The organism is Brasilonema sennae CENA114, from assembly GCF_006968745.1.
Classification (GTDB): domain Bacteria; phylum Cyanobacteriota; class Cyanobacteriia; order Cyanobacteriales; family Nostocaceae; genus Brasilonema; species Brasilonema sennae.
Genome location: NZ_CP030118.1, coordinates 242,284 through 258,242 on the forward strand (window position 1 = coordinate 242,284; position 15,959 = coordinate 258,242).

Genomic DNA, 15,959 nt, shown 5'->3' on the forward strand with positions numbered 1-15,959 from the left:
GAGTGACATTTTATAAGAGCTTTTTGAGGACTTTGAGGATCGTTTAGAAATGTATAATTTAAATCTCGATAATTAACACGTACCTTTGATTGAAATTGATACCATTCATCCTTTGCTAATTCACTGAGTACAGCCATAACTTTTCACTCCATGCCTTTCAAGTGTGATCCGGTGGAAACACTAACAGCGCCCTTTGACTTGCGACAGCCGCTACGACAGTATACTCGTCTCTGGATAAGTCTGGGCATTTGCGGAATATACTGATTTTCGGTTTGCCGATCGCCAGACAACACTAAATCGTTTACTTAAACTCAGGAGGTTTAACATGATGCAGAGTCAAAGGGTCGAAATCATTAGTAAGCGGTTACCTTTCAGACGGCTTTTAGTCGTTGGTGCAGTGCTTGTTTTGGGTGGAGGCGGGGCTTATTCCCTGTGGCGATCACAGACCACTTCCACCCAAACCGCCCAACCAGCAGCGGCTCCCAGGGTTCAAACTATAACTGCTCTGGGCTACCTGGAACCGCGTGGCGAGGTAATCAGGCTGTCTGCCCCCAATTCTGGAGGTAGTGCGAATCGTGTCGAGCGGCTTCTAGTAAAGCGGGGAGAGCCAGTTAAAGCAGGACAAGTGATTGCTATTTTGGACAGTTACGCTCGTCTGCAAGCATCTCTGGTTCAAGCACAGAAGCAAGTTGCTGTGGCTCGGTCAAATCTATCGGTGGTTAAAGCAGGAGCCAAAAGGGGCGAGATAACTGCGCAGCAGTCCGAGATCACACGACTGGAGGCGCAGCGTCAGGGCGACATTCAGGCGCAGGAAGCAACAGTCGCTCGTCTTCAAGCAGAACTGCAAAATGCTCAAGCAGAGGCACAGCGCTATGAATCGCTGTATCAGCAGGGCGCGGTTTCAGCGTCGTTACGAGACAGCAAAGCTCTAACACTGGCAACCGCACAGCGCAGTCTGCAAGAGGCACAGGTGGTACTGCGACGAATTCAAACGACGCGATCGCCAGAGCTAGCCTCCGCTGTAGCCACACTTGATCGTATTGCCGAAGTACGCCCTATCGATGTAGCGGCAGTCCAGGCGCAAGTAGATGAGGCGATCGCCGCTGTTAAACAGGCGCAAGCACAACTAAATCTGGCAACGGTTCGCGCTCCCCAGGACGGTATGGTGCTGGAGATTCATACCCGCCCAGGTGAACTCATTTCTAGCGAGGGCATTGTTGAACTAGGACAAACGCAGCAAATGATTGCTTTGTTGGAGGTCTACGAAACGGACGTTAGTAAGGTGAAGTTAGGGCAGTCAACGAAACTATTTGCGGATAGTCAGCCTAATGGACTCTCTGGGGAAGTCACTGAAATTGGTATGCAGGTCAAGCGCCAAAATGTAATCAACTCTGACACATCAGCCAATATAGATGCTCGCGTTGTCGAAGTACGTGTGCGGCTTGATGCCGCCTCTACTCGAAAGGTCGCTGGACTCACAAATTTGCAAGTAACAGGAGAAATTCAGCTATGACGTTGATATTGCCTAAACAGCCCTCAACTCCACCAAGTTTGCCAACTGCTCGCCCTTCACACAAGGGCATTTGGCAGGCGCTGCGAGACCGAACTCCCTTAGGCTGGCTGCAACTGAAGAAAAGCAAATCACGGCTGTTAGTTGCGGTGGCTGGAATTGGTTTTGCCGATCTATTGATGTTTGCTCAACTCGGCATTCAGGCGGCATTGTTTGACAGCAATACGATGCTCAATCGCGGCATGGATGCAGACATCATCATTCGCAGCGCTCAGTATCGGGACTTAAATCTGGCAGATACTTTACCCCGGCGTCGTCTCTATCAGATTAAAAATGTACCAGGAGTGCAATCTGCCGAACCGCTCTATATTTCGAGGGTCGTTTGGAAAAATCCTCAGACTCGTCGCAGAACTCAACTAACGCTGGTGGGGCAAAGTCTTGATCGCCCCGCATTCACCTTTGATGAAATCAACCAGAATCTCCATAAGCTGAAGCAGCCGGATACCTTTTTGTTTGATCGCCTTAGTCGAGGGCAGTATGCGGATGTCGTTGCCCAAGTCGCAGCAGGGCAATCAGCCAAAACTGAAATTCAACGTCGAACCATTCAAGTAGCAGGGCTGTTTTCACTGGGCGCTTCGTTTGCTACTGATGGAACACTCGTCACCAGTCCAGAAAATTTTCTGCGCTTTTTTCCTGAACGTAGTCCAGGACAAATAACATTGGGGTTAGTCAAGGTCAATCCTGGTGTTGATCCTGAGCAGGTGCTTGCTGAAATCAAAGCCATCTTACCGCCCGATACGATCGCCTCCACAAAACAGCAATATGTGGACTACGAGCAAGCCTACTGGCAGCAGACTACACCGATTGGAATTGTCTTTACCTTCGGTACGGTGATGGCATTTGTAGTCGGTACTGTCATCGTATTTCAGATTCTTTCGACTGACGTGAATGATCACATGAGCGAATATGCCACGTTTAAGGCAATGGGGTATCGTGATCGCTATTTGCTGCTAATTGTGTTAGAACAATCTCTGATTCTGGCATCACTCGGATTTATCCCTGGCTTGGGACTAGCATTAGGGCAATACACGCTCATTCGTAACCTCGGTGCTCTGCCAATTTCAATGACATTTACTCGGCTGGCTCTTGTCTTTTCTCTAACGCTTGTGATGTGTATGGTGTCGGGCATGATTGCGACTCGCAAGCTTCAATCTGCTGATCCAGCCGATAATTTTTAGGAGTCAGGATGAATCCAGTTTCTATGATTGCAAACGATTCCACAGTTGTTCCATCTTCAGTTATTCAAGTTGAGCAGTTAGATCACTTTTTTGGCGAAGGTGAACTGAAAAAACAGGTTCTTTTTGACATCAATCTTTCCATCAATGCTGGAGAAATTGTCATCTTGACTGGCCCCTCTGGTTCAGGCAAAACAACGCTGCTGTCGCTGATGGGTGGTTTGCGATCGCCCCAATCAGGCAGTCTTCGCATGTTGAATACAGAACTGGTGGGTGCTGCAAAAGCCGTTGCAGTGGAGGCGCGTCGCTCCTGTGGCTATATTTTCCAGGCACACAATCTGCATAGCAGTTTGACTGCCCAAGAAAATGTGATGATGGGTCTGGAAGTACACGGCACCTATTCTCGTTCAGAACGACGTAATCTGGCCTTGAACATGCTGTCAGTGGTGGGTTTAGCGGAACGCATTCAATACTATCCAGCGGATCTCTCCGGCGGACAGAAGCAGCGGGTGGCGATCGCCCGTGCCCTAGTCAGCCATCCTCAAATCGTTTTAGCTGATGAACCAACAGCAGCACTTGACAAAAAATCAGGGCGCGATGTGGTGGAACTGATGCAAAAACTGGCAAAAGAACAGGGCTGCACAATCTTGATGGTGACGCACGATAACCGAATTTTAGATGTGGCTGATCGCATTATCTACATGGAGGATGGGCGTTTAATTGTCGAGTAACAGATAAGATGGGTTCTTCCCCACTTTTAACAATTCAGATCTTCAATAAGACAAATTATTTCCGAAATTCCAGAGTAAATTCCTAAGATCTTCTCTTATAACGGGTAACCTTTCAACATTATATTCCAGTAGAGATAGGGAAATCCATATTTTTTTAGCAGCCACATACTGTACCGTTCTCTAGTTGGATCAATTGGGAATGTGGGGGAAAGCTTGTTGTCATAACCAAATTCAGCAAGTACTACCTTGCCATATCCTGTAGTTATTGGACAGGAACTATAGCCGTTGTATTTTTGAGTGAGGTTTTTTGAGTTGATTAAAGCCAGTAAGTTATGAACAACAACTGGCGCTTGTTTTCTCACAGCAGCCGCTGTTTTCGATGTTGGGAGACTCGCCGCATCACCCAAGCTAAAAACGTTAGGGTAAACATTGTGCTGTAGCGTATATTTGTTTACATTAACCCAGCCTTGACTTGCCCCATCTGGTAGAGCTAATTTACTCTGTTTTATAAAGTCTGGTGCGCTCATAGGTGGTGTGACATGGAGCAAGTCATATTGGATAGCGACTTCTTCGACACCCGAATCTGTTAAAACATCAAAAATTGCTGTTTTGGTATCTGCTTTAATTTCTTTGAGATTGTGTTTGTATCTCACGTCTATCTGTTTACGCTCTACTACAGAAAGCAGTTTTTCCGCAAATTCTTTAACGCCGAAAATTACTCCCATAGCTGTGCAAAACATGATTTTTGACTGAGGGCGTATCCCTTGTTTCCTGAAGGCATCATCAGCCAAATACATAATTTTCTGTGGTGCCCCTCCACATTTCACCGGAGTATTAGGGTAAGTGAATATAGCATTACCATCTTTGAAGTTCTTGATGAGTTCCCAAGTGTAAGGGGCGTATTCATAAGCATAATTACTGCAAACGCCATCTTGCCCAATTGTTTCTTTTAGCCCTTTAACCAAATGCCAATCAATTTGAATACCTGGAGCTAATACCAGATATTCATAACAAATACGCTTTCCTTCCTGAGTAATAACTGTATTGTTGTCTGGATCTAACTTAGCTACATAATCTTTGAGCCAAGTAGCACTATCAGGAATATAGTCTTTTTCATCCCTTACAGTATCAAGAGCTTTGTAAACACCACCGCCAACTAGAGTCCAAGCTGGTTGGTAATAGTGCTTGTCTGTTGGTTCAATAATGGCAACATCAAGCTGTTTATTTTTTTTCAGCAGTTGGGCGGCAACTGTGATACCTGCGGCTCCACCCCCGACGACTACGACTTGGTGCTGCACACTCACTGAGTCACTTGGAATGGCTGATTCACCATCTAATGGCTTAACTAGTGCTGAGGACATGATGTTTTTATTTGCTTTAAAAATCAAAATTTCTCGTTTTATTGATTTTATAAGTGTGAAAGCGCTTGCCTAAATCTTGTCAAGAACCAAATATTAATGAAATGTACTAAAGCTTTATTCACAAGATGCGCTTACCCTGATACACGAATCGTGAGCTTGCTTTAGGTAGTTGATACTTTGAAATATTATATTTTTTTTTAAAAAATTTCTGTTACTCTCCTACTTTTTTTAGGACTTACGCACGAGTTACTAATGAACTTGACTGTGAGATTGCTTCCTTACGTCGCAATGACACAACTACGTTTCCCTTGCGTAAGTCCTGTTTTTACAAAATGACGAAATTGCAGACTAGAGATTCTGGAAAAGTTCTATAAGTAGATCAGTAGAAAGAAACCGAACTATGTAAAGAATTGTAAAAACGTCTCAAACCCTAATCATTTCATGAATGGTGAAGCACAACCACCTCTAAGTCAGACCAGCGTTCGCGTAGGACTCCAGCAAGTGCGCGCAAACCCCATACTTCACCTCGACGATGACCAACGGCGATCGCACTAATTTTTGTTTCTAGCAATGCTTGTTCAGCAGGCTGTCGCAACTGTCCGGTTATGTAGACATTCGCACCACCAGTTGCGGCTTCACGCACAAGCGAGTCAGTCATTGCACCAACAACAGCAACTCGTGTGACTTCAGTGCTTTGGGCTGCACGTACCTGCTCGTATCCACCAAATATTTGATTGACACTATCACACAAACGGGCAAAACTTTGAGTCGGAATATCTCCTATCATACCGATCGCTCTGCCGTCTTTGTTTCCCAACACTTCTAAACCTGACATTCCCAAGACGAACGCTAACCTGGAATTGAAAGAAAACGTTAAGCGCTGATCAAATGGTAAATGATAAGATATAACACCAATATCTGGTGCTAGTTGTCCTGGTTCTAGTTTCCAAGGACGATGTAAGAACAGTGCATCTATATGTTGAGTGCTTGCCCATTCCTGTAATTGCGCCCCAGGTTCTAGTACCAAGCCAAAACGTTTAATAGGGCGTGTTGAAGGCAAATATACACCTCCTCTTTCCTCTTGAGAGTATCGCTCAACAGCAAAGAATTGGTCTAAAAATTCTGTGATTTCTTGTAAAAGAATCAAGTTGCTTTCAGTTATCATTCATCATGTCTTCTTAGGAAGATTTTAACAAAAAATTATTATTTATATATTTTTTGTAAGCAGTAACACAAAAAAAAATTATAAATAATAATTTTTCTACAATAGTAATCAAACAGTTAACTAAAAATAGCGGCGATTGTCTAAATATAACTAAATAGAGATGCTTAATAATCTGACAATAGGTAAAAAAATAGGTGCAAGCGTTGGATTTGGGTTAACGATGCTTGTCGCTATTGGAGTTCTTTCATACCAAGCGACAAAACATCTTATTGAAAGCTCTAGTCGGGAAAGTCATACCTATCAAGTTGTTGGCCAATTGAATAATTTAACCTATCAGCTAAAAAACGCCGAGAAAGCACAAGAAATTTATCTGCTTACAGGAGATAAAAGATATTTACAATCTTACACAACGGCAATTCAAGTCATTGAAAAAAGTGTCAAATCTTTGAGAACATTAACGGCAGATAACATGAATCAGCAGCGTAGAATTGATGTTCTACAGCCAGAGCTTCAAAAAAAAATAGCAACAATGCAAAGCTTTATTTCCTTGCGTGACACTCAAGTATTAAATGCGGTCAGGCAACAGACGTTGACGAATAATGGCAACAATTCGAGCAATGAAATCCGTCGCATAATGTTAAACATGGAAAGCGAAGAGCGATATTTATTAGAACAGCGCTCTCGGCAAACTCAAGCAGCAACTCATCAGGCAATGAATACTATTACTTATGGTATTCCTCTGGCTTTTGTACTCTTAACTTTAATTGGTATTTATTTAAGTAGGAACATTTCTAAACCTCTTCAAGAACTCTCTCAAGTCACAGAAAAGCTGGCAATGGGAGACTTATCTGTGAGTACGACTGCTGACAATCGCCGGGACGAAATTGGTACGTTAGCGCAGGCGTTTAACGAGATGATTGCCAATTTACGCCAAACAACTCAGACAAATAATGAACAAAACTGGTTAAAGTCCAATTTAGCTAAATTTAGCCAGATGCTGCAAGGTCAGAGAAGTTTGGAAACTGTCGCTAGTATAATTCTCTCTGAACTTGCCCCATTGGTTAATGTACAACATGGTGTTTTCTACATCATGGACTCTGTTGATGAACAGCCAATGCTCAAGCTTATCGGTAGCTATGCATATCAACAGCGTAAACATCTGTCGAACCGATTCTCCTTAGGTGAAGGACTGGTGGGACAATGTGCCCTAGAAAAACAAAAAATTATACTCACAGATGTACCAAGTGATTACATTCATATCAGTTCTGGTTTAGGCGAAGCCAAACCATTAAATATTATTGTGTTACCTGTGTTGTTTGAAAATCAGGTGACAGCAGTGATTGAGTTAGCTTCTTTTCAACGCTTTGGAGAGATTTATCTGATTTTCCTAGAGCAAGTTACACAAACCATAGGTGTGGTACTGAACATAATTGCAGCCGATATCCGCACTCAAGAACTACTCCAAAAGTCACAAGCTTTGACACAACAGCTACAAGTTCAGCAAGAAGAACTTAAGCACAGTAATAAGATATTAGAAGAACAGGCTCAGACGTTGCAAGCATCAGAAGAACTTTTGAAGCAGCAGCAGGAAGAGTTGCAGCAATCTAACGAAGAATTACAAGAGCTAACTGCCAATTTAGAAGAAAAAGCGGAGCTATTATCAACGCAAAAAAAGGAAGTTGAACGCAAAAATCAGCAACTTGAAGAAACAAGGCAATCATTAGAAGAGAAAGCAGAGCAACTAGCGTTATCGTCAAAATACAAATCAGAATTTCTGGCGAATATGTCCCACGAATTGCGGACACCGCTCAATAGCTTATTGATTTTGGCGAACTTATTAGCAGATAACGTTGAAGGGAACTTGAGTGCAAAACAAGTAGAATATAGCCGTACAATTCACTCAGCAGGTCGTGATCTTCTGGTGTTAATTAACGACATTTTAGATTTGGCAAAAATTGAATCTGGAACTATGTCAATTAACATTAACCAGATGTTATTTCTAGAATTGCGCGACAGCATAGAAAGCATATTTAGGCAAGTCGCAATTGACAAAAAACTTTCTTTCACCATTGAATTAGCTCCAGAACTGCCAACAACGATTGAAACCGATGTAAAATGCTTACAACAAGTGTTGAAAAATCTGTTAGCAAACGCCTTTAAATTTACAGAGCGAGGAGAAGTCAGCTTACGGATGTTTGTGGCAAACCAGGGGTGGAGTTCCGACGAGGAAACTTTGAATAGTGCCCCTATGGTTATAGCCTTTGCTGTCAAAGATACAGGCATAGGTATTGCCTCACAAAAGCAAAAGATTATTTTTGAGGCATTTCAACAAGCAGATGGTAGTACGAGTCGGAAGTATGAGGGTACAGGGCTAGGCTTGTCAATCAGCCGTAAAATCACTGAGATATTGGGTGGCGAAATCAAACTTGAGAGTCACTTAGGTCAAGGAAGCACGTTTACGCTTTACTTACCCCAAGCAGTAGGAGGCAGAGACAGAGAAATGGAAAGTTCTCTGAGTTTGTCCCTGACTCCTTCAATTATGCCAAACTTTGAAGCACAGACACGAACACCGGATCTGCCCAGTCCCTTAATAGACGATAGAGGTAACATTCTACAAGGCGATCGCCTGCTTATAATTGTGGAAGATGATCTGATGTTTGCGCGTATCCTTTTAGACATGGCACGCCAAAAAGGATTTAAGGTCATCCTTGCCCACAACGGTAGTACCGGTTTGAGATTGGTACAGGAATTTCAGCCCTCAGCAGTCATCCTGGATATCCGCTTACCAGAAATGGATGGTTGGACAGTGCTGGATCGCCTCAAGCATGATCCTTCTGTGCGTCATATTCCAGTGCATATCATGACAGTTGAGGAGGGGCGACAGCGCGGTTTGCAACAAGGGGCGATCGCCTATCTACAAAAGCCAGTTAGTAATGAAACGTTGCAGCAAGCATTGACAAAAATGAAGGGTTTTGTGGATCGCAGTGTGAAGAATCTGCTAATCGTGGAAGATGACTCCACTCAACGGTACAGCATTGTGGAATTGATAGGTAACGGCGATGTTGAAACGACTGGTGTTGCAACGGGAGCAGAAGCACTAGCGGCGATTCGCTCACAGCATTATGACTGTATGGTGCTGGATTTAGGACTACCAGACATGAGTGGGTTTGAACTGATTGAACAAATTAAGCAGCAACCAAATGGTGAAGCATTGCCCATAATCATCTATACTGCCAGAGAACTGACCAGAGCCGAAGATACTCAACTGCGACGCATTGCAGAAACGATTATTGTCAAAGATGTACGCTCACCTGAACGTCTGCTGGACGAAACCGCTTTATTCTTGCATCGAGTACAGGCAAACTTACCGATACCTAAACAACAAATGCTTGAACAATTGCAATCGTCTGATCCTGTACTCGCAGGTCAAAAAGTGCTGATTGTCGATGATGATGTGCGTAATATCTTTGCTCTGACAAGTATGCTTGAACGTTATCAAATGCAGGTTTTGTATGCCGAAAACGGTAAAGATGGCATTGAAGTTCTGCAAAACAATCCAGATATTGATATGGTTTTAATGGATATGATGATGCCAGAATTGGATGGTTACCAAACCACTCGTCTGATTCGGCAAAATAATCAATTCAAATCCTTGCCGATTATTGCTCTGACTGCCAAAGCTATGCAAAGCGACCGCGACAAGTGTATTGAAGCTGGTGCATCCGATTATATTTCTAAGCCTGTTGACACCGAGCAGTTGGTTTCTCTTTTACGTGTTTGGCTATATCGATAGTTTTCTTTGTCCTCCTCACTCTATGATCACCCCTTCATTTTGGCGAATAAAGATTCATATTGATCCGTTACTAATTGAGAAAAAGGAAGTAAAAATTCACTTTTCTCAAACACTTCAGGTTTCATAGGTAACAAGCTGCGTAAAGGTTCTTGAAAATCAGCAGCAGTAATTTTTGTGGGAATTGGTGAATTTGTTTTAGTTAGTAAAGATATTTTTTCAGCAACGTCAGGGTTTAAACAAAAATCTATCCATTGATATAAAAAAGATTGCTTACCTTGATCTGCGGGAGTTACCCATACATCTGCCGAAAGTGCTGTACCTGACTGAGGAACTACCACCTCAAGTTGTGGATAGCGCCCAATCATTGATACAACATCGCTTGACCAGCCAACTGCTAACCAAGTATCCCCAATAAGTAGAGGTTCCAAGTATCTAGTAGAATCGTAAAATTTTACCTGTTGATTTAATAGTTGTAATTCCTTTTCTAAATTTGGAACTGTATTTAAGTTTTCTGTATTGTAAGATTTTCCCACCTTTTTTAAAACTAGACCAATAACTTCCCGTGGTTGATTTAAAAGAGAAATGCGCCCTTGGAGTTTCTCATTCCATAAATCACTCCAATCTCTCGGCGGCGTCAAACCTAATTCTTGGAACTTATCTCGGCGATAAATCATCACCGTACTACCCCAACGGTAAGGAACAGCCCAAACGTTTCCTTTGGTATCCACCAAACCTTTGTCGTTACGTGTTACCAATTCCTGCCATTTTTTGGGCAAACCAGACCACTGTTTTATCTTTGTCACATCCAGTGGTTGTATGAGTTTCTTCTCAATTGCATAACTTATCCAGTAATCTCCTAAAGTGACTAAATCAGCTTTGGTAACTTTTTGAGATTTCACAAATGGTACGAAGCGACGCCATCCTTCCTCATCAGTGCTATTCGTTTTTTTCTGCCAAGTTTGCAATTGTTGAAATAAATCGTGTAATTGCTCTACAGGAGTAAATTTTAATTGCACTTTGGGTTGCAAGCGGCTGAATTGATTAACTATCTGACCAGGGATTGAACCTTGCAATATTTCCACGTTTAACACTTGTTTGTTGTTAGCACACCCAACAAGCAGTTGTGAAAGCGCGAGTGTACTTGTACCTAGCAAAAAAGACCGTCGCTCCATTGATTTTGACTTTTAGCTTGGAAAAGCGTTAATAGTAGCAGTTTTACAAACCTAAGTGTAGCAAGAATTAACTTAGACCATTCAAAGATATCTCTATCGCTTGATTTATAATTTCTATTTTTATATGAAAAGATATTTATTTTTAGGGCATACTAGTCAATATCGCGAATTGTCAGAGTTTTTTGACAATCCGATTTGAAATTTCCTTTTTTTACTTGATACCGATGTAAGCTATTAGTTATATTTTACGTAAGTAATTATTCACCGAAACAGCCAGTTATTGAGTACGCAGTGTCTGACTTTTTGTTTTACAGTCCCTAAAAATGAAGGTGCTGAGGTCAAGGTTTTACATCGTGAATTTATTTATGGCCCAAGCATGGGCGATCATCGCAGAATCCAAAGGATTTATCAGGAGGGATTTACTGAGAACTCAGCCTATGCACTCAGCACCAAGAAAACGTTAAGCGTAAGTATTTTTCCAAAAAAATCTGCTAATTTAATTTTTGTAAATAAAAAATGTTACTAAGACTTCTAGAGAATATATAGAAATATTTAAAATTAAAAATTTAAGTATTGCATTTCAACAGAACATATTAAAAGTTAAAAAAATCATAAGTATAGTTAACATGGTCAATAGATTGAATACTATAGATAAAGTAAGCGGATGAGGGTATTCAATGGAGCCATTACAAAAGCAGGTCCAAACTCTGAGTAACAAACTGGATGCCCTCTGTGAGGTGATTTCGCAGCTTGATAGTAAAGTTTCTCAAGCTTTATCAGAAGGCTGCCTAGTCAAAGGACAAGAGGCTCAGAATAATTTCTTGGAAAATAGCGAAGCAAAGCGCTATCAGTTAAAAGGGCTAACCAGTTTCAGTTCAGAGCTTGAACATAAGGATGTCATCATAGATGGCATTTATCCAGACAGCACGAATTTTCAAGGCGGAGATAAAAGTATAACACCAGAAATTCAAATCCAACGGCTGACAGCCCAATTAACAGCAGCATACAATCGCATCGCTGCTCTGGAAGAACAATTACTGCTCAAAAGAATTCATTCGTGACATCCTCCTGCGCCAAATCAAAGATTATGGCGCAAACTTCCCAATCTTGCGGTTGGGCTTTCCTGCTTCATTGGTCGTGCCTAGACCGAAATCCCCGGCGTTAGCGTTACCTCCACAGGCAGCTTGACTGCGAGTCCCGCAGCTGCAAGACCTCTTTGTTCTACCACCATAGCGGCAGCAACATCGCGGTCTGTTGTATATCCACATTCATGACACACGTGAACACGTTCAAACAATTTCTTTTTCCCGGTATGGTTTCCGCATTGAGGGCAGGTTTGACTAGTCCCATTCGGATTGACTTTAGCGAAATAGACCCTGCGTTTCCAACAAACCCAGGAAAGGATTTCTAGGAAACTACCCCAAGCAGCACGCCAGGTGCTACAACGGGGGGAACCCCCGCAACGCACTGGCTCATCAAGGCAATGCTTTGCTAACATACCTCGACTTGTTGCTTTAAGGTTGACGTCTTCAGCGAAAACCATACCTACACCATTGCAAAGTGCGTGAGCAGTATTGATATGGAACTGTTTGCGCGTATCATAAATACGTTCATACAATCTACGTATTTTATGCTGCACTTTTCGGTAATTGGCAGAGCCTTTAGTTTTGTTTTTCAACTTGCGTTGCAGCCATCTAAGCTCGCTTTGCAAAGAATTGAAAAACCGGGGTCTTTCTACCAATAATCCATTAGACGCAGCCAAAAACTTCTCCAACCCAACATCAATGCCTATAGAACTACTATTCGGCAGAATGTCAGGTACGGAAACATCAGATTGCAGAACCAATTGAGCGTACCATCCCGATGCTTTATTGATAACCCTGACCTGTTTGACTACAAATCCATCAGGAATTGGGCGATGCAAATTGATTGGCACTGCCCCAATTTTTGGCAGTTTAATTTGAAAACCCGTAACAGGGTTAGATTTAAACTGTGGAAACACAAAAGAACGATACTGACCAAACTTTTTAAACCGAGGGAATCCAAAACCGCGCTCCATCATGAACTTGAATGCTTTATCAAGTCGTTTCAGTGCGTCTTGCAACACTTGAGATTGAACATCTTGAAGCTCTGGATTATCCTTTTTAATTGGCGTCAGCGCATTCTGTTGTTTGTAATAGTCAGGGTATGGCGTGTCAGCAGGGATGATATATTCGGAGCGAATAGAACAAGCGTTGACCGCACACTTTCTAGAACTTATCCAGTCTTTTCGTTCTCGCAAAGCATAATTGTACACCTTACGGCACGATTCCATCCAAGTTAGGATTCTTGCTTCTTGAGCGGCGTCTGGGTAAATCCGGTAGCTGTAAGTCAACGAAAGCATTTAATCACCTCCTTAGACATTCTAACAGACTTCATTCATCTGTTAGAGGTTTCTAGAAATAGAAAAAAGGCAGCATATTGAATGCTACCTTTTTTCATGAGGGATCCATGTATCCCGACGCCAACCCTTCGACTTCGCTCAGGGTATGGCGCGGGACTTATAGCCCCTCAAACTCCCCATCAGTTAACCAACCAAGAACATTAGAACTCCCGCCATAGCAACTCAGGTTGAAAATTTCTACGCAGTTTTTAGCTAATTTCATTGCATTCTTGTTCGATTTACATATAAACCAAATGCAAAATTCTTCTAAAGCTTGACAAAAGCATGTTTTTTGCTTGGCTATATTCTGAATTCTGACCCCTGGCTTCTAGACATGGGATCATTGAGAATTCTGAGTTGTGTATTTTGACTCCTTTTCATATTGCTCTAATTGGTGTTCAATTGCTTGCAAAAGTTGATGTTGCTGCCAACCTTGCACTAGATGAGCAGCTATACAAGCGCCCCCAGCGCCGACACCTTCTTTGACAAAACCGTGCTCGTAGGCTCTTAGTTGAGGATAACGGGAATCAGCAAAACTCAGTTCAGTCGCTAGTAGCGGTGGAGTCACTCCGTTAGGAGTCATGTTGCTCTTACCAACTAGCTGGGCTAGTTCAATTGTGCCCCCCGTAAGGTCTTGTGCTACCCAACGGGTTGTTCCGATAAGAACTTCTTCTGGTCGCCAGGACAAAGCATAAACTTGAGTAATGGCACTGATCAGTGCATATACTGCTAGCATTTGTGTTCCACCAGCAAGCAAAACACCACAACTGCGGCTAAGGCCGATCGCCATCCCAGCAACTACAACTTGCATGGGGTCGCCCACTGCTGCAACTAAATCAAGGGGATCAATGGAAGCAGGGGATGAGGATAGCGGAGTGTGAGAGTGTGCGAGTGTGGGAGTGTGGGAGTGAGACAGCGCGAATGACGGGTTTCCCGACAGAGGCGACTGCGTTCGCGTAGCGTCTGGGCAGGAGATACCCGAAGGGTGTGGGAAAATATCCTTTTTTCCTTCCTTCCCTCCTTCCTTCCTTTCCTCCTCTGCTTGTCTTCGACTCCTCATCTTCTCCAGCCCAGCCTCCACCACTGCCCACTTTTGCGCGTGATTGCAAACTGGGTGAGAGCTGTTAACCTTTCCGACTGCTGGTATGCCTAAGCCAGTTAAAATTGCTAAGGCGGTTGTCGTTCCTCCTACGACACACTCGCTCAAAATAAAATATCGATTTTGGATTTCTTTACCCAGTCGTTCTCCCCAAAGCAACCCCTGCTTGAACAAGTGGTGTACCGTTGCAAGTTCCATAGCAGCGCCTTGACTTAAACACCTAGCTGAAGAACCACCTAAATCAATAGCTGGGACAGCAGGGGACTGAGGTAAACCAGCATTGAATAAATAAAGTGGAATATTTAGCGCCTCAACCACAGCGCGGGAAATGATCACAGGAGACGCCCCAGCCGCTAATGGTGGTAAAGAATATTTCGGTTTATGTTTTGCACCATAATATAAAAACTCAGCATCTGCACAAGCGGTGTATTTTCTATCCTCACAAGTACGACCAGCTGCGGAAATTCCAGGAATCAAACCAGTTTCAGTAAATCCTAAAACACAGGCAAATACCGGTAAACAACCGCGATATTTTGTTATCCATTCCTCAGCCTGATCAGTCTGAGTATAAATACGAATAAAGTCATTGGTCATTAGTCATTAGTTATTAGTACTTTCAAGAAACACAGGGAGTGTAGGGGTTCGCTGTTCGCTGTTCGCTGTTCGCTGTTCTCTGTTCGCTGTTCTCTGTTCGCTGTTCTCTGTTCGCTGTTCTCTGTTCGCTGTTCTCTGTTCGCTGTTCTCTGTTCGCTGTTCTCTGTTCCCCCTTACACCCCTAATTGTTGACCATCATTCATAATCCATGATCACTTGCACCCAGCGTGGGGGGCGAGGGATGGGGTTACCAAGGCGATCCAACAGCAGCCATGCTGCTAAGTGTACTGTAAATAAGTAGATAAAGTTGTTGAAGATAATTAAGGCGATCGCCCCCACTTGAATCCAAAATACACTGGGATTCACCAAAATTCCCAGTTTGAGAATAACCCACTCTATAAAGTCCGTCACTTGGTTGATGACATAAATCCAAAGGTCTTCACTAGTCAGCACAGACATCAACCATATACGAAAAAAGACTCCAATGGTTCCCAATAGTGCACCCAAGGTGATGGAAACAATCCAAGGAACCCGACGATTCCATGTTGATCCTAAAAGTACGCCCATAAAGGCAAAGGGGATGACAAACAGTAGACTGCGGACTGGTCCCATCAGCACCGAAAGCAGCAATCCACATGTGAGCGCCGCCATCCATGCCGCTCGTTTGCCCCAGCGAAGGTATACTAGGGCGATCGGCACGGGAAAAAATATTCGTAATACAGGTCCTAAAGGAAAGTAAAAATTAATAAACCAAATCAAGCTAGCGGTGCTTGCTAAAAACGCCGTTTCCACCATTCTTAACGGCACTTCCAGCTTCATAGAGTTTTTGTTAGAGTCTTTTGTTTGCCTGACCATTAATTTCAAAGGAGGTAAGATG

At 43.0% G+C, this 15,959-nt stretch carries 11 protein-coding genes; 5 read left to right on the top strand and 6 right to left on the bottom strand.

Annotated features, from left to right (window positions below; genetic code table 11):
* Positions 1–325: 325 nt before the first annotated feature.
* Genes DP114_RS01000 through DP114_RS01010 form a run of 3 tightly spaced genes read left to right on the top strand, consistent with a single transcriptional unit; the run spans position 326 to position 3,476 of the window.
* Positions 326–1,513 (top strand): HlyD family efflux transporter periplasmic adaptor subunit, encoded by a 1,188-nt coding sequence (locus DP114_RS01000; protein WP_169265447.1) that lies wholly within the window; start codon positions 326–328, stop codon positions 1,511–1,513.
* Complete coding sequence (devC, locus tag DP114_RS01005) at positions 1,510–2,748, top strand: ABC transporter permease DevC (protein WP_171975215.1); 1,239 nt, start codon at positions 1,510–1,512, stop codon at positions 2,746–2,748. The genes DP114_RS01000 and devC overlap by 4 nt, the downstream gene beginning before the upstream one ends.
* 8 nt (positions 2,749–2,756) lie before the next feature.
* A complete protein-coding gene (locus tag DP114_RS01010) occupies positions 2,757–3,476 on the top strand; it encodes a DevA family ABC transporter ATP-binding protein (RefSeq protein ID WP_211178467.1) in 720 nt (239 codons plus the stop codon).
* A 95-nt stretch (positions 3,477–3,571) separates the two neighbouring features.
* Here the strand turns inward: DP114_RS01010 and DP114_RS01015 are convergent, their stop codons facing one another.
* Together DP114_RS01015 and DP114_RS01020 are read right to left on the bottom strand one after the other, a co-directional pair.
* Positions 3,572–4,837: an NAD(P)/FAD-dependent oxidoreductase gene (locus DP114_RS01015; RefSeq protein ID WP_246162998.1), complete on the bottom strand. Its 1,266-nt coding sequence runs from the start codon at positions 4,835–4,837 to the stop codon at positions 3,572–3,574.
* A 439-nt stretch (positions 4,838–5,276) separates the two neighbouring features.
* Entirely contained in the window at positions 5,277–6,002 is a 726-nt protein-coding gene (locus tag DP114_RS01020; RefSeq protein ID WP_169265444.1) for a Nif3-like dinuclear metal center hexameric protein, read from the bottom strand.
* 160 nt (positions 6,003–6,162) lie between these two features.
* Between DP114_RS01020 and DP114_RS01025 the strand changes: the two genes are divergently transcribed.
* The gene (locus DP114_RS01025; RefSeq protein WP_171975216.1) at positions 6,163–9,795 is read left to right on the top strand and encodes a response regulator; all 3,633 of its coding nucleotides are present in this window, start codon (positions 6,163–6,165) and stop codon (positions 9,793–9,795) included.
* A 26-nt stretch (positions 9,796–9,821) separates the two neighbouring features.
* Here DP114_RS01025 and DP114_RS01030 read toward each other — a convergent pair whose 3' ends face one another.
* A complete protein-coding gene (locus tag DP114_RS01030) occupies positions 9,822–10,967 on the bottom strand; it encodes an extracellular solute-binding protein (protein WP_169265442.1) in 1,146 nt (381 codons plus the stop codon).
* Between the two features lie 677 nt (positions 10,968–11,644).
* Between DP114_RS01030 and DP114_RS01035 the strand changes: the two genes are divergently transcribed.
* Positions 11,645–12,028, top strand: coding sequence for a hypothetical protein (locus DP114_RS01035; protein ID WP_171975217.1), 384 nt, complete (start codon positions 11,645–11,647; stop codon positions 12,026–12,028).
* Positions 12,029–12,108: 80 nt separating this feature from the next.
* Here the strand turns inward: DP114_RS01035 and DP114_RS01040 are convergent, their stop codons facing one another.
* From DP114_RS01040 to DP114_RS01050, 3 genes are all read right to left on the bottom strand, one after another.
* On the bottom strand, positions 12,109–13,350 hold the full coding sequence (locus tag DP114_RS01040; protein ID WP_171975218.1) for an RNA-guided endonuclease InsQ/TnpB family protein: 1,242 nt from the start codon (positions 13,348–13,350) through the stop codon (positions 12,109–12,111).
* 379 nt (positions 13,351–13,729) lie between these two features.
* A complete protein-coding gene (locus DP114_RS01045) occupies positions 13,730–15,082 on the bottom strand; it encodes a nicotinate-nucleotide--dimethylbenzimidazole phosphoribosyltransferase (protein WP_171975219.1) in 1,353 nt (450 codons plus the stop codon).
* Between the two features lie 195 nt (positions 15,083–15,277).
* A complete protein-coding gene (locus DP114_RS01050) occupies positions 15,278–15,937 on the bottom strand; it encodes a DUF2232 domain-containing protein (RefSeq protein WP_169265438.1) in 660 nt (219 codons plus the stop codon).
* Between the last annotated feature and the right edge of the window lie 22 nt (positions 15,938–15,959).